Here is a 21,170-nt window from a genome sequence, read left to right on the forward strand (position 1 = left end):
GTCCTACTCCGCTGCCGCAGCCATCGAGGCCGGGACGAATCCCTTGGGCACGCTGGCCCTGGCGACCATCCCGTGCAGCGGTTCGTCCGGCAGATTGCTTTCCAGAATCTCGCGTACCGACAGCAGCGCGTCCAGGTCGATCCCCGTCTTCACGCCCATGGCCTCGAACATGAACACCAGATCGTCCATCACGACATTGCCCGTCGCGGCAGGTGCGAAGGGACAGCCCCCCAGACCCGCCAGCGAGGCATCGAACTTCCGGCATCCGGCCTCGTAGGCAGCCAGCGCGTTGGCCAGCCCCAGACCGCGCGTATCGTGGAAATGCGCGACAATGACATCGGCCCCGAACGCGGCGATGGCGTTGGTGAACATGGTTTTCACCTGCGCGGGATTGGCATAGCCCACCGTGTCGGCAATGCCGATCTCGGTCGCGCCGCGCTTCAGCAGTTCCTCGATCAGCCACATCACCCGCTTCGGATCGATCTCGCCTTCCATGGTGCAGCCCAGCGCGGTCGAGACGCCGCTGCAGACCTCGGTCTTCGCGTACTCTGGTTTCGACGCGCGCACTTCCATGATCTGATCGAACCGTTCCAGCGACTGTTCGGTCGTGCATTTCACGTTCTTCTGGTTGTGGGTTTCCGATGCCGAGACCACGAAGTTCAGCTTGTCGACCCCCAGCATGAAACCGCGTTCCGCACCCTTGGCGTTCGGGACAAGGGCCGAGACCAGCAGATCGGGATGCGTCTGGGCATGCCGGACGACTTCCTCGTGATCCTGGAACTGCGGCACCACATGCGGCGGCACGAACGAGCAGACCTCGATCTCCGGCATGCCAGCGGCGACGGCCCTGTCGATCCACTGCTTCTTGGCATCCGTCGGGAAGATGGATTTGACCATCTGAAGCCCGTCGCGCATGCCGACCTCACGCAGAATGACGTCACGTTCCATCTCTTGATCCTCCCAGATCCCCTGCCCAACTCATGTCATCCCCGTTTTCGCAGCGCGAAACACGGGGATCGCTCACCGAAAGAATTCCATTCTGATCCCGATCCCCGACTCTCGCAGAAGCTCGATCGGGGATGACGCCAGATGGCGATGTCTATTTCCCCTTGAAGTCGGCTTTCCGCTTCTCGTTGAAGGCGCGCACGCCTTCCAGCCGGTCTTCGGTGGGAACCATGCGATTATACGCCTCGATCTCGTAAAGATAACCCGTGTGATAGCTGGTCTGGGTTGACATGGAGACGGACTTCTTGGCCTGCCGGATCGCGATCGGGCCGTTGCCTGCGATGCGCTCGGCGGTCGCCAGGGCCGCGTCCATCAGGTCGTCCGGTTCGCAGACCCTGTTCACCAGCCCCCAGTCCAGAGCTTCCTGTGCATTGAACGGTGTGGCCGTCAGGATGATTTCCTTGGCGCGCCGGATGCCGACCGCGCGCGGCAGGTTCTGCGTGCCCATGGCACCGGGCATGATGCCCAGCGACGTCTCGGTCAGGGCAAAACGCGCATTGGTCGAGGCATAGGCGAAGTCGGCGGCGCAGACGAACTCGCATCCGCCACCGAACGCCGCACCATTCACTGCCGCGATCACCGGCACCGGGCAGTCCATCATCGCCATCATGCCGCGCTCGAACAGGGCGTGCTGGCTCATCCATTCGGCGTCGGTCATGTTGTTGCGCTGTTTCAGGTCGCCGCCCGCGCAAAACGCCTTGTCGCCCGTGCCCGTCAGGATGATGCAGCGCGTATCGCCAGGTTCGATATACATCTGCTCCCAGACCTGCTTCAGGTCCGCACCCATCTGGGTGTTCATGGCGTTACGGGCTTCGGGCCGGTTGAAGCGGACGACCAGCACATGGCGGCTCGGGCGGTCCAGCGCGATGGTATCGAATGTTTCCTGCATGGATCGCCTCCCCAAGCCCCACAATGCTGCTGGTGATGCTACCGGTCAGTAGCCTGCGCACGTTAAGCCGGGATCAGAAGACGGTCAAACCGCAACGAAACCGAAGTCCTGCCGCCGGATCCGGCGCGCGATCGGCCTTTGCATCAGGTCGAGCAGTCCACAGTCTGCCAAAAGTCCGTCGAGCACGCTTCGGTCGGTCAGGCTGTCATAGAAATCCGCGGCCTTCTGGTGCTCCCACTGTATGTTCGCCTTGATCGGCACGCTCATCGGGACACCGTGGACTTCGAGGACGTGGCTGCTCATGTAGCCCGCGCCGCGCTCGGCCGGCAGACGCATGCCGGTGCTGATCTGCGGATTACCCCCGAACCATGCGTCCATCGAATCCAGCGTCTGCGACAGTTCATTCGAAAAATCGCTGGCCGCGTGCGCGATGATCGCCTTCAGCGTTTCCGGGATCGCGTCGTCTGCGAACAGGTCCACAGGATAGTCCGCGAACTCGGCAGCCATGTCCGGCCAGTTCATCCGCTCGGTCCAGCGGAACAGGTTCGGCGCGATCCGCTTCATCAGGTTCGACGGATAGGGGTCGCGCGCGAAGTGGCCATAGAACGGCCCCGTCATCGCGTAGTCGGCCAGCGTGGGCTGGCCGCCGAGAAGGTAAGGATGCGCCTCGAAATGGCGGTCCATCAGGCGCATCAGTTCGATGCAGGAATCCTCGATGGCTTCAACCGTCTCCGGCACGACGCCCTGAAACGGCAGGAACGAGGTGATCCGTCGGGCGATCTTCACCCCCATCGCAACCTGTTCGGATTCCGGGCCGTTGGGCAGGATCGTCCGCCCGAACTCGTGATGGATGAAGTCGAGATTGTCTTGCCGGTAGGACCAGCGGAAATGCAGCCCGGCCCGGATCAGACCGTGGCTGGCATAGGTCGCCAGAAACCGAGCCGCCCAGCCCGTCACGGCGCCGGTCGGATAGGCCGGCACATCGGGAAACAGCGGCTCCAGATGGTCGATCATGTCTACCGTGTCCTGCACGATCTCGCCGTCCGGCGTCTCCATGATCGGAATGACATCGAAGCCCACGGCGACGCGCGCCCGCTCACGATAGCCCTCGTCGGCGTTCGTGCGTTCGCGGTATGGAATGCGCTTGCACCGCAGATAGGATCGGATCTTGGCCGAATAGTACGAACATTCCGCCCCGTAGAGCGTGTAGGTGCCCATCAGGACGTGGCCTTGCCCATGATCTCCTCGGTATCCGCGCCCAGTTCAGGTGCGGCGCTGCGCAGGCCGGGCCGGTCGCGATCGAAACTGAGCGGCAGGCCGATCAGCCCGAACGGCGCGCCCGCGATCTGCTGCACCATGCCGGCGGCGATGGTCTGGGGATGGTCAAGAACCTCATCGATGGTCTGCGTCGGCGCGTTGGGCACGCCAGCCGCGTCCAGGATCGCCTGCCAGTGCGCGCGCGGCTGCTGGATCAGCAGGTTCGAAAGCTGGCGCTTCAGTTCAACCCGGTTGGCATCGCGCTTCGGATTGGCCTCGAAACGCGGATCGGTCTTCCAGTCGGGCCGCCCCAGCGCGTCGGCCAGCTTCAGGAACAGGCGGTCGTTCGACGCGGCGACGATCAGATAGCCGTCCTCGCATTCGAAGGCCTCGTAGGGGGCGATACCGCGCACACCGGAGCCGTGGCGCTTCGGCAGTGTGTCCGTGGTCTGATAGTCCGCCGAATAGAAGGTCATCCACTGCACCGCCGTCTCGAACAGGGCCGCATCGACCAGCCCGCCCTTGCCGGTGACGCCCCGCCGGAACAGCGCCGCCAGAATACCGATGGCGCACCACATGCCGGTACCCATGTCGATCACCGAGATGCCGCAACGGACCGGGGCCTGCCCTTCCTCGCCCGTCACCGACATGATGCCGCCGAATGCCTGCATCAGCGCGTCGTAGCCGGGCTTGTCCTTCAGCGGGCCGTCCGCACCGAAGGCGTTCAGGTTGCAGTACACCAGCTTCGGATTCAGCTTCAGCAGGGTCTCGGAATCCAGCCCCAGCCGTTTCATCGCGCCGGGCCGCATGTTCTGGACCACGATGTCGGCCTCATCGGCTATCCGCTGCCGCAGCTTTTCCAGGTCCGCCGGATCCTTGAGATCGACGGTCACCGACTTCTTGTTGCGGTTCAGGGCGTGGAAGATCGTCGCCGTGCCGTCTTCGGCGAAGGGCGGTCCCCAGACCCGCGCATCGTCGCCCTCGGGCCGTTCGATCTTGATCAGGGTCGCCCCCAGCTCGGCCAGAATCAGACCCGCGAACGGACCGGCCACATTGGAACCGAACTCATAGGCGACCACACCTTCCAACGGCAATGCCACGAACTTCTCTCCCCGGTTGAAATACGTGGGCCAGACTTAGCCGCCGCTTGGTCGAGGGTCAATTCAGGTGAACAGTGCCGCCAGCAGCATCACCACGCAGGCCAGCAGACCGACCGTCCAGATGTAGGACCGCCACGGAGACCAGCCCAGCGCGTAGGCCGGGATATAGAGCACGCGCGCGCCGAGGAAGATGCCCGCACACCAGGCCGAGATGTCGCCCGTCTTGCCCGCCATCACGGTGACGCCCACGGCGACGGCGAAGACCAGCAGCCCTTCATTGTAGTTGTTCAGCGCGCGGAACAGACGCCCGGTCGTACCCGTCGGCTGTTTCTGTTCGTCCCGCGGACCGTACAGATACTTCTTTCCGAACTGCCTGTGGGCGGCGACTGCGACGAGCGCGAAGTGCACGACCCAGAGCAGGCCCGCTATTGCGAGGGCAACCAGTTCATAAGGCATGTCGGTTCTCCTGATCCAATCTGTCATCCCCGCCGAAGCACAGCGTAGCGCGGGGGTCGGGTTCAGAATATGGCTGGTTCAACCCGATCCCGGTGTTTGCTGCGCAAAACGGGGATGACGCCGCCAACAGATCCAGTGATCCGCAACGGCATCATTATTCCTGCGACCTGGCCCTGCGTGAGACAATCCTGAAAGGCTCAGCCGCCATGCTGGCCGACCAGACCATCCCCGGCGCGGCTGCGGTTTCTACGCCGTCGGCAGCTTGTAATCCTTGAACTGCTCGCGCAGGGTGACCTTCTGGATCTTGCCGGTGGCCGTGTGCGGGATTTCATCGACGAAGGCGATATCGTCGGGCATCCACCATTTGGCGATCTGGCCTTCCAGCGCCTTCATGATGCTTTCCTTCGACGGATCCTTGCCCTTCTTCCTGATGATGCAGAGCAGCGGGCGCTCGTCCCATTTCGGGTGGTAGATGCCGATCACCGCGGCCTCGGCCACGTCCGGATGCGCCATCGCGGCGTTTTCCAGATCGATCGAACTGATCCATTCACCGCCGGACTTGATCACGTCCTTGGCGCGGTCGGTGATGGTCATGAAACCGTCTTCGTCCAGGGTCGCGACGTCGCCGGTGTCGAACCAGTTGCCGTCGTCCAGAATCTTGCCGCCATCGCCCTTGAAGTACCCGGCGGTGATCCAGTAGCCGCGGGTCTTCAGGTTACCGAAGGCCACGCCGTCGCGCGGCAGTTCCTTGTTCTCGTCGTCGGTGATCTTCAGATCGACGCCATAGATCACACGGCCCTGCTTCGCCTTGTACTCAAGCTGCTCCTCGAACGGCTTCTTCTCCAGTTCCCTGGTCATGACGCCGGTGGTGCCCAGCGGGCTCATCTCGGTCATGCCCCAGGCATGGATGACGGCGGCGTCATATTCCTGCTCGAACTTGCGGATCATCGAGGCCGGCGCCGCCGACCCGCCGATCACGGTGCGGTTCATGTGCGGCAGCTTCAGGCCGTTCTCTTCCATGTAGTTCAGCAGCATCAGCCAGACCGTCGGCACACCGGCGGACATGGTGACTTCCTCGTCGTTCAGCAGGTCGTAGACCGACTTGCCGTCCAGGTCCTTGCCCGGCAGCACCATCTTCGCCCCGCACATCGGCGCGGCATAGGCCAGACCCCAGGCGTTCGCGTGGAACATCGGCACGACCGGCAGCACCGTATCCTTCGACGACAGGCCCAGGCAGTCGCCCATGCAGGCGGCGAAGCTGTGCAGCACGGTCGTGCGATGCGCGTACAGCACGCCCTTCGGGTTGCCCGTCGTGCCCGAGGTGTAGCAGAGGCTGGAGGCCGTCATCTCGTCGAACTGCGGCCAGTCAAACTCCGTCGATTCCGCGGCCAGCATGTCCTCGTAGCAGATGACGTTCTTCAGGCTGGTCTCGGGCATGTTGGCAGCATCCGTCATGATGACGATGTGCTCGACCGATTTCAGTTCGTCCTGAATTTTCTCCAGCAGAGGCACGAAGGTCAGATCGGTGAAGATGATCCGGTCTTCGGCATGATTGGCGATATAGACGATCTGCTCGGGGAACAGGCGCGGGTTGATCGTGTGCAGCACGGCACCCAGCCCGGACACGCCGTAGTAGCACTCGAAATGACGGTAGGTGTTCCAGGCCAGCGTACCGATGCGATCGCCCAGTTCGACGCCCAGCCGCGTCAGGGCATTGGCAAGCTGCTTCGAGCGCGCGGCGGCATCGCGGTAGGTGTAGCGGTGCACCGGCCCTTCGACCGAGCGCGTGACGATCTCGGTCCTGCCGTGATACTGCGCGGCATAGTCGATCAGTGTGTGGATCAGAAGCGGCTTGTTCTGCATCAGGCCTTGCATCGGCGTCTCTCCCCTGGGGCGCTTGATTGAATTTCGCCGGAACTTAGGGGCTGTGCGGTGTCCGGGCAAGACGGGATCGTTTCGCTGTTCCGCCGGGCGGCGTGCTGTCACGTTCTTGTGGTGCGCTCTGTCGGGAACTCAGGTTAGTCTGCCAACAGCAAGGAAAACGTCTGACAGGAGAGAAACAGGAAATGTCCCGATTTACCCGACTCGCGATCGCGGCGACCGCCGTGATATCGCTGGGCGCGCCGATGGCGATGGCGGCCTCGCACGCCGACAAGCCGACGCCCGTCATCTTCGTGCACGGCGACAGCGATACCGCCGCCAACTGGAAGACCACCATCTGGCGCTTTGAATCCAACGGCTATCCGTCTGACCGGCTGTTCGCCGTCGATCTCGACAATCCGGCCGCGCGCAGCGACGACACCAAGCCGCAGCCCAACCGCTCCTCGACCACCGATGTCGCCAGCCAGCTTGGCGGCTTCGTCACACGCGTGCTGCTGAACACGGGCGCGAAGAAGGTCGCACTGGTCGGCAACTCACGCGGCTGCCAGACCATCCGCAACTACGTCGAGAACGGCGGCGGCGCGGCGCTGACCGAGACGCTGGTTCTCACGGGCTGCGTGCATCACGGTGTCTTCGTCGCGCCCGGCGTCGCCATGGGCAGCGAATACAACGGTGCGGGCCACTTCCTGACCAAGCTGAACGCCGATGGCGAAGTGATCGACGGTATCAAGACGGTCACCATCCGTTCGGACAGGTTCGACCTCTACAACCAGCCCATGGGCGACTTCATCGGTCAGCCCGGACAGCCGATCGGCGGCTCGTTCGAAGGCCCGGAACTGGAGGGCGCGGACAATCGCGTGCTCGAGGGTGTCGATCACCGCGAGACGGCCTATTCGCCCCGCGCGTTCGCCATCATGTACGAAGCCATCACCGGCACCCCCCCGAAGACCACGGGCATCGAACGCGCCACGGACATCACGCTGAACGGCGAAGTCAGCGGCTGGGCCAACGAGCGTCCCACGAACCTGCCCCTGTCGGGTGCTAAGATCCGTGTCTGGGCGGTCAATGCGACGACCGGTGCCCGTATCGGCGACAAGCCGGTGCACGAAAGCACCGCGACACGCCGCGGCAAGTGGGGGCCCTTCGAGGCGCAGGCCGGTCAGGCCTACGAGTTCGTCGTCCGCGCCGAGGGTTATCCGGTACACCACATCTACCGGGCGCCGTTCCCGCGCTCTTCGGAGTATGTGAACCTGCGGCTCTATCCGCTGGCCGAGGAAGCCAAGGGCAAGACGGCGGCGATCGGCATGATGCGCCCGCGCGGCTATTTCGGTGCCGACGATACGGTGACCTTCAACGGCAAACGCGCCGGCGGGATCAACGAGAGCCCCGTCCCGAACAAGTGGCAGAGCTGGCACGTCACCGAGAAGGCCGGCGAACCCGTGGTCGCCGAATTCAATGGCGAGAAGATCGCGGCCCGGACCTGGCCGACCGACGGTCACGTCGCCTGGATCGAACTGCACCACTGATCCGAATGATGTGCCGGGCGGCTGGACCTGCGGGTCCGGTCGCCCCACATCCCGGTCATGACGGGACTTCGGACATTGTGGATCGCGCTGCTGGTCGCCATCGGCCTGCCCGTGCTGGGCGTCGCGGCGATCGCGGCCATCGCCTTTGCGCCGGACGACTATACCGGACGCATTCTGGTCGTGTTCGAGGATCAGACCGACGATACGGACGCCTACATGCGGCTGGCCGGCAGCGACGCGCGTCCGTTACGCGTGATCACCGCCATCGACGGGTGGATCGCGGAATCGGAAACGCCCGGCACGGTGGCGGCCTTGCGCGATACATACGGCGCGCGGTTCGTGTTCCGCGATGTCGGGCTGGGCAGGGCCATGGCCGGATGCCTCGGCCTCGCCAGCGGCCCGGCACGTCCGCACGGAATCATTCCCTGAACATAGTCTGCCAGACACTTCCTCCCCCTTCGAAGGGGGAGGTGGCCGCACAGCGGTCGGAGGGGGTTGATGGCTCGACATTCAGCCCGAAAAGCACAGATGGGATTTAGCGCCGCCACCCCCTACCCGGCCTTCCCCCTCACGAGGGGGAAGGAGTAGGCTCAGCCGTTGCCGCGCCGCTTGATCTGCTTGGCCAGCGACCAGCGGTGCACTTCGGACGGGCCGTCATAGATGCGGAAGCCGCGCATCTCGCGGAAGATGCGCTCGACTTCGGTGTCGCGGGTCATGCCAAGACCGCCCAGCACCTGCAGCGCCCTGTCCGCGACGCGATACAGCGCCTCCGAACAGATCACCTTGGCCATCGAGCTTTCGCGCCCGCCCGGCTCTCCCTGGTCCAGCACCCAGGCGCAATGCCAGATCGCCAGCCGCGCGGTGTGCATGTCCATCTCGTTGTCGGCAAGCTGGAAACCGACGCCTTCATGATCGATCAGCTTGGTCTTGAAGGCTTCGCGCTCGCGGGCGTAATCGCAGGCGATGTCATGCGCGCGCTGTGCCGCGCCGAGCCAGCGCATGCAGTGGGTCAGCCGCGCCGGGGCCAGGCGGACCTGTGCATAGCGGAAGCCCTTGCCGACCTCGCCCAGCACCGCATCGCCATCGACGCGCAGGCCGTCCATCTCGACCACCGCATGACCGCCGGTGAAGCTGGAATCCATCGTATCGAGCACGCGGGTGATCTTCAGCCCGTCCGCCGGCAGCGGGGTCAGGAACATGGAGGCGCCGATATCCTCACCGGCGTCATCGAAGGTGCGCGCCATGACGATGCCCATCTCGGCACCCTCGGCCCCCGTGATCAGCCACTTCGTCCCGCTGATCTTCCAGCCGTTGCCGTCGGGCCGCGCCTCGGTCAGCATCGCCGACGGATCGGACCCCGCCCCCGGCGAAGGCTCCGTCATCAGGAACACCGAACGCTTCTCGCCGCCGGCCAGTGGACGCAGGTACTGTTCCTTCTGCGCTTCGGTCGCGACCTCGTCGAACAGGTGCATGTTGCCCTCGTCCGGTGCGGCGATGTTCATCGCGATCGGCCCCAGCATCGAATAGCCCGACGCCTCGAACATGATCGCCTTGGTCATGTGGTCGGCACCCATGCCACCCCAGGCCTCGGACACATGCGGGCTCAGAAGCCCCTCCGCCTTTGCCAGTGCAACCAGGTCATCGCGCAGCGGATCGGTCGGTCCGTGCGCGGTGCGGCGGGGGTCTGATTCGAACGGAATCACCTTGTCCCGGACGAAGGCGGTCACCCGTTCCTTCAGTTCCTGCTGCTCTTTCGTGAGGTCAAACCCGATCATGCTGCTTCCCTTCCCGCGTCTCATCCGGTCAAATGTGGGCACACCATATTGAGGGGAGAGATCATGATCTACGACGTTCGCACGTATACCTGCCGCCCGGGGACGGTTCCGGCCCAGTTGAAGCTGTATCAGGAACACGGCATGGCGACCCAGAAGAAGCATCTGGGCGAACCCGTCATGTACGGTTTTCCCGAGGTCGGCGAACTGAATACCTACACCCACATCTGGGTCTATGAGAGCCAGGCCGACCGCGAGACCAAACGCAAGGCCATGCAGGCCGACCCGGACTGGCACGCGTTTCTGAAGAAGTCCGCCGAAGCCGGCAACATCACCGCGCAGCGCAACCAGTTGATGGTCGCCGCGCCCTGGATGGAGAAATAGGGCAATGGACGGATTGCGACCGCTGGCCGATCTGATTGGCCGGGTGCTTCTCTCGGTGATGTTCATTCTCGGGGGTATTCAGAAGATCGGCGGCTATGACGGCGCAGCCGGATACATGGAAAGCGCCGGTGTGCCGGCAATCCTGTTGCCGCTCGTCATCATTCTGGAACTGGGCGGCGGCGTGCTGCTGCTGATCGGGTTCCAGACGCGCATCGTGGCCTTTCTGCTGGGCGGCTTCTGCGTCATCGCCGCCATCATCTTCCACAGCGACTTCAGCCAGCAGATGCAGATGATCCTGTTCATGAAGAACCTGGCCATCGCCGGCGGCATGGGCGTGGTCTTCGCCCACGGCGCGGGGGCGCTTTCCATCGACGGGAGGCGAGGCAGATGACCTCACCCGAAACGACCGAACAGATGCCGGATACGCTGACGCAGCGGATCGGCGTGCTGGCCCGGCGCGAGACCGAGGCCCGCATCCTGGCACCGGTGATCGAGGCCATGGCGGATGCCTTCGGGCGCGAGAAGGTGCTGGAGATCCTGCGCGACACCATCATCAGGCTGGCCAACGAACAGGGTGGCGAACTGGCCGAGGCGATGGGTGACAACGGATCCGCGGCCTTCATGGAGTCGATGAAATACTGGCGGCAGGACAATGCGCTGGAGATCGATGTCCTGACCCAGACGGAGGAAAAGCTGGAGTTCAACGTCACCGGCTGCCGCTACGCCCAGATGTACAGGGCGCTGGGTATTCCCGAACTGGGGGCCCTGCTGTCGTGCAACCGCGACTTCGCCTTCGCCGAAGGGTTCAACACGGATGCCAGGCTGACACGGACGCAGACGATCCTGTCCGGTGCCACGCATTGCGACTTCCGTTTCGACTTCACCGCGAAGGACGAATGATCCGGGCGCGTTGGGTCTGGCTAAATGGCGGATTGCACTCTAGCTTTCCGCCAGCACATGCGGGAGGAGAGTTACGTGGCAGAAATTGAAATCAAGTCGGAAATCGCGGGCAAGGTGTGGCTGATCGAAGCCGAAGCCGGCACGGAGGTCGAGGAGGATGACGCCGTGATCATCCTGGAATCCATGAAGATGGAAATTCCGGTCGGCGCACCGAAAGACGGCAAGATCACCGAGATTCTGGTCGCCAAGGACGACGCGGTGGCCGAAGGCCAGACCGTCGCCAAGATGGAAGCCTGATCAGGCCGCACCGCCTTGCAGATCCGCGCAGCCTTTCTTCTGACAATTGCCTGCCTGGGCCTGCTGGCGGTCGCCTGTTCGGCCCGCTCTGCCGGAGAAGACGACAAGCGCTGGGTACAGCCGGAAGCGGCTTATCCGGAGCGGCTTTCGATCCATGCGCGGGATACGATCCATCGTTACCGGAACGAACCGTTTCCGCTTGCGCTGGTCATCGCACCCGACGGCGGCTACGCCACCTACTGGCGCTGTCGCGACGAGAACTGCCGGTTCGACGATGAGGTCTATGTCGAACGCGCCCTCAAGGTCTGCGCCGAGCGCGCGCACATTGGCGACTGCCTGGTCCATTCGATACGAGACAAGACAATCTGGCCCGTTCCGCAGCAGTTCGAAACCGAAGTCAGATCAAGGCTGGTGGTGCCGTGGCTGCATGAGAACCGGGGACCCGCCGAGGCGAAAGGCGCGGTCGTCCATATCCCCGGATTCGCCGGGCACCGGTATCCCAGCACGCTGGATCACCCGATCACCCCCTATCACCTGCTGCATCTGAACAGGCGGGGATACGACACGTTCCGCCTGAACATCGCGCATTATGACTATTCGCGCACCGACCGGCGGGAACTCGGCGACATGCTGGTGAACACCGTGCGACGCCTGCGTGACGAGGGCTATCGGCGTGTTTTCCTGAACGGTCAGTCGCGCGGTGCATGGGAGATCCTGGCGGCAACCCCCCGGGGGCTAGGCATCGATGGCGCGATGCTGTTCGCACCGGCGGCGCATGGACGGGCGGAGGGCTGGAGCGGGAAGCCCAACCCCCGGTTCGAAAAGAGTGAGGAAGACTTCGACCGCCTTGTTCAGGGTGCGGCGGACCTGCCCTATTTCTTCGCATTCTTTCAGGGAGATCCCTACGATCCCGGCGGCCGGGCCGAGACACTGGGAACGCGCCTGCGGGAACGTATCGGGACAACGGTGGCGGTACTGGATCAGCCCGCCGAACTGGCAGGTCACGGCGCCGGCGGCCGGGTCGCGTTCCACCGGATATACGGCGTCTGTCTGGAAGATTTCCTGGCGGGCGCTCCGGTCCGGTTCGAGGATTGCGCGACACCCTTCAGCCTGTCGGACAATCGCGCCGCAGCAACCGAGGCGCACCTGATCGACCTCGGCGGGACGCGGGTGGAAGGTGTCGCGCTGAAGCGCCTGATGCGCGGCCGGGCACTCTATCCGATCGTCGGACCGCCCGGATGGGGCGGGTTCCACGCACGGCCCGACGGCGAGTTGCTGCAATGGTTTCCCGGCGATTATCTGACGGGCAACCGGATCGAGGCCGAATGGCGGATCGAGGACGATGAGTTCTGCATCATCGATTCCCCGCGCATGAGCCGGAATCGCTACTGCTACAGGGTCTATGACATGCCTGACGGTTCCGTCGGGCTGGTGGCACCCGACGGGCTGGCCCTGGTCGCCGGAACGAAAGCCGCATCCGAGGAGTCGGAGCTCGGTTTCGAACCCGGCGACTGGCGCGGCGATCCGGTGGACTGACGCCCCCTCGTCCGACCTGCCGATTGTCAGGCGTCGGCGTCCTCGTTGACGCCAACCCGATGTGCCAGCGCGGCTTCCATGAAACGGTCGAGGTCGCCGTTGAGCACACCCTGCGTGTCCGCGGTCTCCTCGTTCGTGCGCAGGTCCTTCACCATCTGGTAGGGGTGCAGCACGTAAGAACGGATCTGATGCCCCCAGCCGATGTCGCCCTTGGCATCGTGCAGCGCCTGCTTTTCCTCATCGCGCTTCTGAAGCTCCAGTTCGTAGAGCCGCGCCTTCAGCATGCTCATGGCCGCCGCACGGTTCTTGTGCTGGCTGCGATCGTTCTGGCACTGGACGACGATGCCGGTCGGTTCGTGGGTGATGCGGACGGCGGAATCGGTGCGGTTGACGTGCTGCCCGCCGGCACCCGAGGCCCGGTAGGTATCGATGCGCAGATCCTTGTCCTCGATCTCGACCTCGATCGCGTCGTCGATGACCGGATAGGCCCCGACGGACGCGAAGCTGGTGTGCCGGCGGTTCTGGGAATCATAGGGCGAGATGCGGACCAGCCGGTGCACGCCGCTCTCCGACTTGAGCCAGCCATAGGCATTGGGGCCCGATATCTTCACCGTCGCCGACTTGATGCCCGCCTCGTCGCCGCCGCTTTCCTCGATCCATTCGACCTTGTGCTTGTGCGCCTCGGCCCAGCGGACATACATCCTCAGCAGCATTTCCGCCCAGTCCTGGCTTTCGGTCCCCCCGGCCCCGGCATGCACTTCCAGATAGCTGTCGTTGCCATCGGCCTCACCCGAAAGCAGGGCTTCGAGTTCCCGCTTGGCGACGGTTTCCTTCAACCGCGCGAGCCCGGCCTCGGCTTCGGTCACCGTGTCGGGATCGTCCTCTTCCTCACCCAGCGCGATCAGTTCGATGTTGTCGGCAAGTTCCTGTTCCATCGTGCGCTGGCCTTCGATGGCCTGCTCCAGCGCGGTCCGCTCGCGCATCAGTTTCTGAGCGCGGTCGGCATCATCCCAGAGGTCCGGTGCCTCGGCGAGGGCCGTCAGTTCGTCGAATCGGCGGAGAGCGTTATCCCAGTCAAAGACGCCTCCTCAGCAGTTCCAGCGACTGCTTGATGTTCTGAATGAGATTTTCCGTTTCAGCGCGCATGGATGGATGTGAACCTTCTGATGATCTGAATCGATTGCCGCGCAACCTATAGCGTTCCGCGACATGATTGAACCGCGATTAGACGATTGCGTCCGTTCGCGCACCCGTGGTCCGGTCAGTAGACTCCATCGGTCAGCTTGCGCACCTTGCGGGTGGCTGCGGGCGGCGCGGTATCGGTACTGCTGCCCGGTGAGGCGAACGTGCTGGCCGCCGTCCGGGGCTCGGTGCCGGGCTTGAAGGCTTCCATGATCACCTTGTCGCTGAACCGGGATGCCAGCGCGCCGGTCTTGGCATCGACACGCACCAGACGGATATCGGGCGGAATGCGGAAAGGTGTCGAGGGCTTGTCCTTCAGATACTCGGCCATGATGTCACGAAAGATCGGCGCGGCGACGCTGGAACCGGTTTCCTTCCGGCCGAGCGGCGCCGGTTCGTCGAAGCCGGCAAAGACACCCAGCGCCAGATCGGGCGAGAAGCCGACAAACCAGGCATCCTTGCTCTCGTTGGTCGTACCGGTCTTGCCGGCAAGCGGCTTTCCGACGGCCGAAACCCGGACGCCGGTACCGCGCCGGACGACCCCCTCAAGCATCGAAACGACCTGATAGGCGGTTCCCGGAGAGACCACCTGGGGACGGTTGTCGACAATCCGGGGTTCGCTGGAACGGTCCCATTCGCCGACGCCGCAGTCGCCGCATCCGAACACGTCGTGGCGCAGTACGGTCGCGCCCTTGCGGTCCTGAATCCGGTCGATCAGGCGCGGCTCGATCTTCTTGCCGCCGTTGACCAGCATGGCATAGGCGGCGGTGAGCCGGAGCAGGGTCGTCTCACCGGCCCCAAGTGCATAGGAAAGCGCGGCAGGCATCCGGTCGTAGATGCCGAATGCCTTCGAATATTCAGTGATCGTGGGCATGCCGATCTGCTGCGCCAGGCGAACCGTCATCAGGTTGCGCGACTTCTCGATGCCCAGACGCAGGGTGCTGGGGCCATAGAACCGGTTGGAATAGTTCGATGGCTTCCACTTGCCCTGGTTGCCTCCCTGGTCGATGACGAAGGGCGCATCCAGAATGATGCTGGACGGCGTATATCCCTGCTCCAGCGCGGCGGCATAGACGAACGGCTTGAACGCGGAACCCGGCTGGCGGGCGGCCTGGGTGGCCCGGTTGAATTCCGACCGCTCGTTCGAGAACCCGCCGACCAGGGCAAGGACGCGCCCCGTATGCGGGTCCAGCGCCACCACGGCACCGTCGATCTTCGGTATCTGGCGCAGCTGGATCTTCTCGGCATCCTCGGTGTCGGGACCGACCAGGATGACGTCCCCCTTCTCGAAGACATCGGCCGTGCTTCTGGGGGCAGGCCCGACCTTGCCTTCGTCCAGCGCTTCCGCCGCCCATTTGACCTGATCGAGCGTCAGTTCGTTGCGGCTGTCGTCCAGAAAACCAAGCTCCGCCCTGTCGCGCCCGGCGTCAAGGACCACCGCCAGTTTCCAGTCGTCCAGCACGCCCAGCGGGCGTTCCGTCGCCGCCAGCGCCGCCCGCCAGTCGGACATCTGTTCGGGTGTCAGGGTCTGCAGCGGACCGCGATATCCGTGTCTGCGGTCGTAGGCGATGATCCCCTCCCGCAGTTTCGCCTGCGCGATCTCCTGCATCTCCGGGTTCACCGTGGTCTGGACCGAATAGCCCTCGTCATACAGACCGTCGTCTCCGTAGAGCGCCTTCACCTCGCGGCGCACCTCTTCGGCAAACCAGTCTGCCTTGACCATTTCGACAGCGCGCTGGCGGGTGGCCTGCAGTTCGCGTTCGCTGGCCTGTTCGCCCACCATTGGCGAAATACGGCCCGTGGCGACCATCCGGTCGATCACCCAGTCGCGCCGCGCCTTGGCACGTTCATTGTGGCGATAGGGGTTGTAGTTGTTCGGCGCCTTCGGCAATGCGGCCAGATAGGCGGCCTCATCGACGGTGAGTTCTTCCAGTGTCTTGTCGAAGTAGGTCAGTGCGGCAGACGCAACGCCATAGGCACCCTGCCCCAGATAGATTTCATTGAGATAGAGTTCGAGAATGTGGTCCTTGCTGAAAGCCTCCTCGATACGGGTGGCGAGGATGGCTTCCTTGATCTTGCGTTCGTAGGAGACCTCGTTCGTCAGCAGGAAGTTCTTGGCGACCTGCTGCGTGATCGTCGAAGCGCCTTCCGGTCGCTTGTTCTTGCCGATGTTCTTGATGTTGTTGACCGCGGCGCGCGCGATGGCCTTCAGATCCACGCCCATATGGGAATAGAAATCCGAATCCTCGGCGGCCAGGAAGGCGTTGATCACGCGTGGCGGAATGGCTTCGATCGGTACGAACTGGCGATTCTGGCGGGCATATTCGGCCATCAGGCGGCCGTCGCCTGCGTAGACGCGCGTCGCCACGGGCGGCCTGTACTCGGCCAGCTTGTCCACCGGATCGAGATCGCGCCCATAATGCCAGAAGACAAAATAGCCGGCTGCCGCGACACCGATCACGCCGACAATGCCAAGGGCGGTCAACCAGCCCACAATCTTGAACAGAACACGCATGATCTTTACCCGTCATGTTGAACGCGAAGTCAGTTGCAGCACCCCTGCACTGCTCTGATTTTTTTCTCCGTGCAGAAGAGATATAGGACGTTTTTGGCCAGACGAAGGCAAGCGGTCGAGTCCTTTGTGTCGCAGCGGCTGTTGCCGATGCGGATCATTTCCGCGTTCTGAAATAGCTGTCGACCGCCTCGACCAGTGCCGCAGCCACCCGCCGCTGCCACTCGGGCGACTTCAGCTTGCGCTCCTCCTCGGCGTTGGAAACGAAGCCCAGTTCGACCAGTACGGAAGGCACATCGGGGGCCCGCAGGACCCGAAATCCGGCAAACCGGTGCGGATTCCGCCGCAACCGGATGGTCTTGCCGATCTGGTCAACCGCCACCCGGGCAAACCGGGCGGAGTCGTTCATCGTCTCACGCTGGACCAGATCGATCAGGATCAGGCTGGTGACCTCGTCCGCACTCTGGGTCAGGTCCACGCCCGCCAGAATGTCGGACTGATTCTCGCGGCGGGCCAGCGCCGCCGCTTCCTTGTCCGACGCGGTTTCCGACAGCGTGTATATCCCCGCGCCGCGCACCGAGCGCCCCGCCGCCGCATCGGCGTGCAGCGATATGAACAGGTCCGCACGGGCCCGGCGTGCGATCCGCACGCGCTCCCGCAACTTGACGAACACATCGCGGTCGCGGGTCATCACCACGCGATAGCGGCCGGTGGCCTTCATGGCGTCGCGCAGCTTCTTGCCGACGGCCAGCACGATGTCCTTCTCACGCGTGCGGCCCCTGCCCAGGGCGCCGGGATCGACACCGCCATGACCCGGATCGATCACGACCGTGTAGATCCGTCCCGGACGCGGGGGCGGCAGTGGCGGGACGCCGGCACCGAACCGTGTGATTGCAGGCGCTGCTGCCACCGGCGGCTTCGTCAGTTTCGCAATCGCCGCCGTCCTTGCCCGGGTGAATTCGGTATCGTCGGCAGACCGCAGATCGACGACCAGCCGATAGCCCTGACCAGCCTGGGGCGGCAGGACGAACTGCCGTGCGGCCAGGGCCGGACTCTTCAGTTCCAGCACCAGCCGACCGGTGTCGGCGGCAAACCGGCCATAGCGCAGGTTGGAGACAAGCCCGCGCGGCGGATCAGGCTGGGCCTGCAGTTTCCAGACCGCTTCCTCGATATCGATCACCACCCGATAGGGATCGTCCAGCACGAAGAGGTTCCAGTCCGGTTTCTCCGTCAGATCGACCACGATACGGGTCAGTCCGACATGCTCACCGGTGCGCACCCCCTGAATCTGTCCGGCGGCCATGGCGGACTGGGCAAGGAGAAACGCGGACAGGACGAACACGAACAATCGAATCATGCGCAGGACTATAACCTTGTTTGCGGCATTTTCATGGGGGCGCAGCACTGCCGACATCCCGGAATATCGGCTTGAAAAGCGTCGATATCGCGGTTCGCGCAAAATGCGTACCAGAAAGCTTGCTGGAGGGACTCCCGATTTGCTAGTGTCGCGCCTGCGAGTTTCAATTGCCGGCCTCAGATCCACGGTTGTGGGGTGAGGCGACGGGTGGCGGGCATGTCCCGACCTCAAGACAGTCAGTACGGGTTGCAGAAGAAGGATGATCAACGGAACGACCGGTTAAGTAGAACTCAACGCTGCCGTTCCCGCCCCCAATGTATGCTGATTGCAGGGTTTCCGCCCTGATACCGGTTTTCCGACCGGCACCCTTCGGTGATTGAACCATGAAATGAACAGCAAGGCCGTTCCGGTGCCAGAGCGCAGCGGAACACCATTGTAGAGATCGCCCACGGGCGCGCCTGGGAAACAGGCTGCGCAGTCCGGTTGCAGGCGGTCTGATGGTGATGGCCTGCACTAACAATGGCGGATTGCCGCTCCGATACTCGCCGGAGCCTGCACCGCTCAGGAGATTTGGCTTATGGCCACGCGCATGCTGGTTGATGCGGCCCATCCGGAGGAAACCCGGGTCGTCATCATGAAAGGCAACCGACTCGATGAATTCGATTTCGAGGTCGGCAGCCGCAAGCCCCTCAAGGGCAACATCTATCTCGCCAAGGTGACCCGGGTGGAGCCGTCGCTTCAGGCGGCCTTCATCGAGTTCGGCGGCAACCGCCACGGCTTTCTCGCCTTCAACGAGATTCACCCCGATTACTACCAGATCCCGATCGCCGACCGCGAAGCCCTGCTGGCCGAACAGCGCCAGGAGGTGGCCCGCGCCGCCGAAGCCGAAGAGGCCGAGATCGACGAAGAGGACGATGCGGACGAGGAAGGCGAGAACGGATCGGGCGACGAGAAGCCGAAGCGCGGCCGACGCAACAACCGTCGCCGCTCCCGCCGCAGCGGCCCGTCCGACGACGATCAGGACCTGTCGGTGGAAAGTGTCGGCGGTGACGAAATGGAGGACGAGGTCTCGCCGCGGCGGATTTCCTCCTCCCGCCCCTACAAGATCCAGGAAGTCATCAAGCGCCGCCAGATCCTGCTGGTTCAGGCGGTGAAGGAAGAGCGGGGCAACAAGGGTGCCGCGCTGACGACCTACCTGTCCCTGCCTGGCCGCTATTGCGTTCTGATGCCCAACACGGCCCGTGGCGGCGGCATCAGCCGCAAGATCGCCAACACCGCCGACCGCCGCAAGCTGAAGAAGATCGTTGCGGATCTGGACGTACCGCAGGGCACGGGCGTGATCGTGCGGACCGCCGGTGCCTCGCGCACCAAGTCGGAGATCAAGCGCGACTTCGAATATCTGCTGCGCCTCTGGGACGACATTCGTGATCTGACGCTTCAGTCGACGGCGCCCGCGCTGGTCTATGAAGAGGCCTCGCTGATCACGCGCGCCATCCGCGACCTCTATTCCAAGGACATCGACGAGGTGCTGGTCGAGGGCGAGGAAGGCTACCGGACCGCCAAGGACTTCATGAAACGGATCATGCCGTCCCATGCGAAGAAGGTTCAGCCTTACAGGGACCGGATCCCGTTGCTGCACCGCTTCCAGATCGAACAGCAGCTGGACACGATGTATTCCAGCGAAGTGACCCTGCCGTCCGGCGGTTACGTCGTGATCGACACGACGGAAGCCCTGGTCGCAATCGACGTGAACTCGGGCAAGTCCACGCGGGGGCGGTCGGTCGAGGAGACAGCCTACAAGACCAATATGGAAGCCGCCGAGGAAGTCGCGCGCCAGCTGCGGCTGCGCGACCTTGCGGGTCTGATCGTGATCGACTTCATCGACATGGAAGACAACCGCAACAACCGCGCGGTGGAACGCAAGCTGAAGGACTGCCTGCGGGTGGACCGTGCACGCATCCAGGTCGGACGGATCAGCCATTTCGGCCTGCTTGAGATGTCGCGTCAGCGGCTGCGCCCGGGCGTGCAGGACATCAACATGCGCCCCTGCGACACCTGCGGCGGCACTGGCAAGGTCCGGTCGGTCGATTCGGCGACACTGCACATCCTGCGCGCGATCGAGGAAGAGGGCATTCGGGACCGGTCGAAGGAGATCGCTGTCCACATGCCGACCGAGATTGCCATCTATCTGGTCAATCACAAGCGTGCCGTGCTGGCCGATGTCGAGGAACGCTATGGGTTCCGGGTGGAGATCGTCGCCGATGAGGAACTGATCGCACCGGATTTCCGCATCGAACGGCTGACCGCCAAGAGCGAAGAGGAAATGCGGGCGATCGAGCCGCTGCCTGAACTGCCCTCGCCCGTCCCGGACGAGGATCCGTCGGATGACGAAGACGACGATGATGATGACGACGGCGAGAACGAGGATCGCGGCAACCGCGGCGGTCGCCGCCGCCGCCGCCGCCGGGGCGGCAAGCAGTCCGATCAGCAGGATGACGAGAAATCCGACGAGAAGACATCTGATCAGAGCGCATCGGACGACACCGATTCCGATGACGACGGCGACGGCGACGGTCAGAAGAAGCGTCGCGGACGTCGTGGCGGACGCCGCAGACGCGGACGGCGCAACGATCAGAGCGGGGACAATCCGGGCATGCCGTTCGCGGCGGCAGCGGCCGTTCCCAACCATCCGGCAGCTGCGGAGAAGGCGGAGATCGCCAACGAGGCCGAAGTCGAGCTGGACGATTCAGCAGAGGCCGATGCGACCGAAGCGCCGCAGCCCGATGTCGAACCCGCAGCCTTCGTGAAGGAAGGCACCGACGGGACCATGGAACCGCCCGCGGAAACGGCACCGGATCAGGAGGGCGCGACCCACGCGGAAGCCCAGCCGGCGTTTGAAGCCGACACCCCTGACGCGCCTCAGTCCGAAGCGGCGGAAACCGAAACCGATGAGGCGGTGGAAGAGTCCGTTCAGGAAACGGCGTCTGAACCTGAGCCTGAGCCCGAACCCACACCTGAACCGGAACCGGAACTGGTCGCCGAAGAGGAAGAAGACACCGGCCCGCCCAAGCGCGGCTGGTGGCGGCGCCGCTGAGGACCATCCTGAACGAGAAAGG

At 63.9% G+C, this 21,170-nt stretch carries 18 protein-coding genes; 8 read left to right on the top strand and 10 right to left on the bottom strand.

What is annotated here, in order from left to right; all coding sequences use genetic code 11:
* Nucleotides 1-3: 3 nt before the first annotated feature.
* From ACN0X7_RS09440 to ACN0X7_RS09465, 6 genes are all read right to left on the bottom strand, one after another.
* Nucleotides 4-948: a hydroxymethylglutaryl-CoA lyase gene (locus ACN0X7_RS09440; RefSeq protein ID WP_417516494.1), complete on the bottom strand. Its 945-nt coding sequence runs from the start codon at nt 946-948 to the stop codon at nt 4-6.
* A 151-nt stretch (nt 949-1,099) separates the two neighbouring features.
* Entirely contained in the window at nt 1,100-1,894 is a 795-nt protein-coding gene (locus ACN0X7_RS09445) for an enoyl-CoA hydratase-related protein (protein ID WP_417516496.1), read from the bottom strand.
* An 84-nt stretch (nt 1,895-1,978) separates the two neighbouring features.
* Nucleotides 1,979-3,112: a glutathione S-transferase family protein gene (locus ACN0X7_RS09450; RefSeq protein WP_417516498.1), complete on the bottom strand. Its 1,134-nt coding sequence runs from the start codon at nt 3,110-3,112 to the stop codon at nt 1,979-1,981.
* Nucleotides 3,112-4,251 carry a CaiB/BaiF CoA transferase family protein gene (locus ACN0X7_RS09455; protein ID WP_417516500.1) on the bottom strand — a complete coding sequence of 380 codons (1,140 nt, stop codon included), beginning with the start codon at nt 4,249-4,251 and terminating at the stop codon, nt 3,112-3,114. Before ACN0X7_RS09455 ends, ACN0X7_RS09450 begins: the two co-directional genes overlap by 1 nt.
* Before the next feature lie 63 nt (nt 4,252-4,314).
* Nucleotides 4,315-4,707 carry an MAPEG family protein gene (locus ACN0X7_RS09460; RefSeq protein WP_417516502.1) on the bottom strand — a complete coding sequence of 131 codons (393 nt, stop codon included), beginning with the start codon at nt 4,705-4,707 and terminating at the stop codon, nt 4,315-4,317.
* Between the two features lie 246 nt (nt 4,708-4,953).
* Nucleotides 4,954-6,582, bottom strand: coding sequence for a 3-(methylthio)propionyl-CoA ligase (locus ACN0X7_RS09465; RefSeq protein WP_417516504.1), 1,629 nt, complete (start codon nt 6,580-6,582; stop codon nt 4,954-4,956).
* Nucleotides 6,583-6,773: 191 nt separating this feature from the next.
* On the opposite strand from ACN0X7_RS09465, the gene ACN0X7_RS09470 reads away from it, so the two are divergent.
* Both ACN0X7_RS09470 and ACN0X7_RS09475 read left to right on the top strand, forming a co-directional pair.
* A complete protein-coding gene (locus ACN0X7_RS09470; protein WP_417516506.1) occupies nt 6,774-8,114 on the top strand; it encodes a twin-arginine translocation pathway signal in 1,341 nt (446 codons plus the stop codon).
* 57 nt (nt 8,115-8,171) lie between these two features.
* On the top strand, nt 8,172-8,543 hold the full coding sequence (locus tag ACN0X7_RS09475; RefSeq protein WP_417516507.1) for a hypothetical protein: 372 nt from the start codon (nt 8,172-8,174) through the stop codon (nt 8,541-8,543).
* Nucleotides 8,544-8,704: 161 nt separating this feature from the next.
* Here ACN0X7_RS09475 and ACN0X7_RS09480 read toward each other — a convergent pair whose 3' ends face one another.
* Nucleotides 8,705-9,886 (bottom strand): acyl-CoA dehydrogenase family protein, encoded by a 1,182-nt coding sequence (locus tag ACN0X7_RS09480; RefSeq protein ID WP_417516705.1) that lies wholly within the window; start codon nt 9,884-9,886, stop codon nt 8,705-8,707.
* 66 nt (nt 9,887-9,952) lie between these two features.
* Here ACN0X7_RS09480 and ACN0X7_RS09485 point away from each other — a divergent pair, with 66 nt between their 5' ends.
* The 5 genes from ACN0X7_RS09485 (at nt 9,953) to ACN0X7_RS09505 (ending at nt 13,003) form a co-directional block, all read left to right on the top strand.
* Entirely contained in the window at nt 9,953-10,270 is a 318-nt protein-coding gene (locus ACN0X7_RS09485) for an NIPSNAP family protein (RefSeq protein ID WP_417516509.1), read from the top strand.
* 4 nt (nt 10,271-10,274) lie between these two features.
* Nucleotides 10,275-10,661 carry a DoxX family protein gene (locus ACN0X7_RS09490; RefSeq protein ID WP_417516511.1) on the top strand — a complete coding sequence of 129 codons (387 nt, stop codon included), beginning with the start codon at nt 10,275-10,277 and terminating at the stop codon, nt 10,659-10,661.
* Entirely contained in the window at nt 10,658-11,170 is a 513-nt protein-coding gene (locus tag ACN0X7_RS09495) for an L-2-amino-thiazoline-4-carboxylic acid hydrolase (RefSeq protein WP_417516513.1), read from the top strand. The genes ACN0X7_RS09490 and ACN0X7_RS09495 overlap by 4 nt, the downstream gene beginning before the upstream one ends.
* 75 nt (nt 11,171-11,245) lie before the next feature.
* Nucleotides 11,246-11,467: an acetyl-CoA carboxylase biotin carboxyl carrier protein subunit gene (locus ACN0X7_RS09500; RefSeq protein ID WP_417516515.1), complete on the top strand. Its 222-nt coding sequence runs from the start codon at nt 11,246-11,248 to the stop codon at nt 11,465-11,467.
* Between the two features lie 15 nt (nt 11,468-11,482).
* Nucleotides 11,483-13,003 (top strand): hypothetical protein, encoded by a 1,521-nt coding sequence (locus ACN0X7_RS09505; protein WP_417516517.1) that lies wholly within the window; start codon nt 11,483-11,485, stop codon nt 13,001-13,003.
* Between the two features lie 26 nt (nt 13,004-13,029).
* Here ACN0X7_RS09505 and prfB read toward each other — a convergent pair.
* The 3 genes from prfB to ACN0X7_RS09520 all read right to left on the bottom strand — a co-directional run bounded on the left by prfB (nt 13,030) and on the right by ACN0X7_RS09520 (nt 18,054).
* Nucleotides 13,030-14,149, bottom strand: a protein-coding gene (prfB, locus tag ACN0X7_RS09510) for a peptide chain release factor 2 (protein WP_417516519.1) whose coding sequence is annotated in 2 segments (ribosomal slippage) — nt 13,030-14,079 and nt 14,081-14,149 — 1,119 coding nt in all. Because the reading frame shifts where the segments join, the coding sequence is not laid out codon by codon here.
* Nucleotides 14,150-14,264: 115 nt separating this feature from the next.
* Nucleotides 14,265-16,700: a penicillin-binding protein 1A gene (locus ACN0X7_RS09515; RefSeq protein WP_417516521.1), complete on the bottom strand. Its 2,436-nt coding sequence runs from the start codon at nt 16,698-16,700 to the stop codon at nt 14,265-14,267.
* Between the two features lie 154 nt (nt 16,701-16,854).
* Nucleotides 16,855-18,054, bottom strand: a complete 1,200-nt coding sequence (locus tag ACN0X7_RS09520; RefSeq protein WP_417516523.1) for an N-acetylmuramoyl-L-alanine amidase — start codon at nt 18,052-18,054, stop codon at nt 16,855-16,857.
* A gap of 577 nt (nt 18,055-18,631) precedes the next feature.
* Here ACN0X7_RS09520 and ACN0X7_RS09525 point away from each other — a divergent pair.
* Nucleotides 18,632-21,148, top strand: coding sequence for an Rne/Rng family ribonuclease (locus tag ACN0X7_RS09525; RefSeq protein ID WP_417516525.1), 2,517 nt, complete (start codon nt 18,632-18,634; stop codon nt 21,146-21,148).
* Nucleotides 21,149-21,170 lie beyond the last annotated feature (22 nt).

Source organism: Minwuia sp., assembly GCF_048263705.1.
GTDB lineage: Bacteria > Pseudomonadota > Alphaproteobacteria > Minwuiales > Minwuiaceae > Minwuia.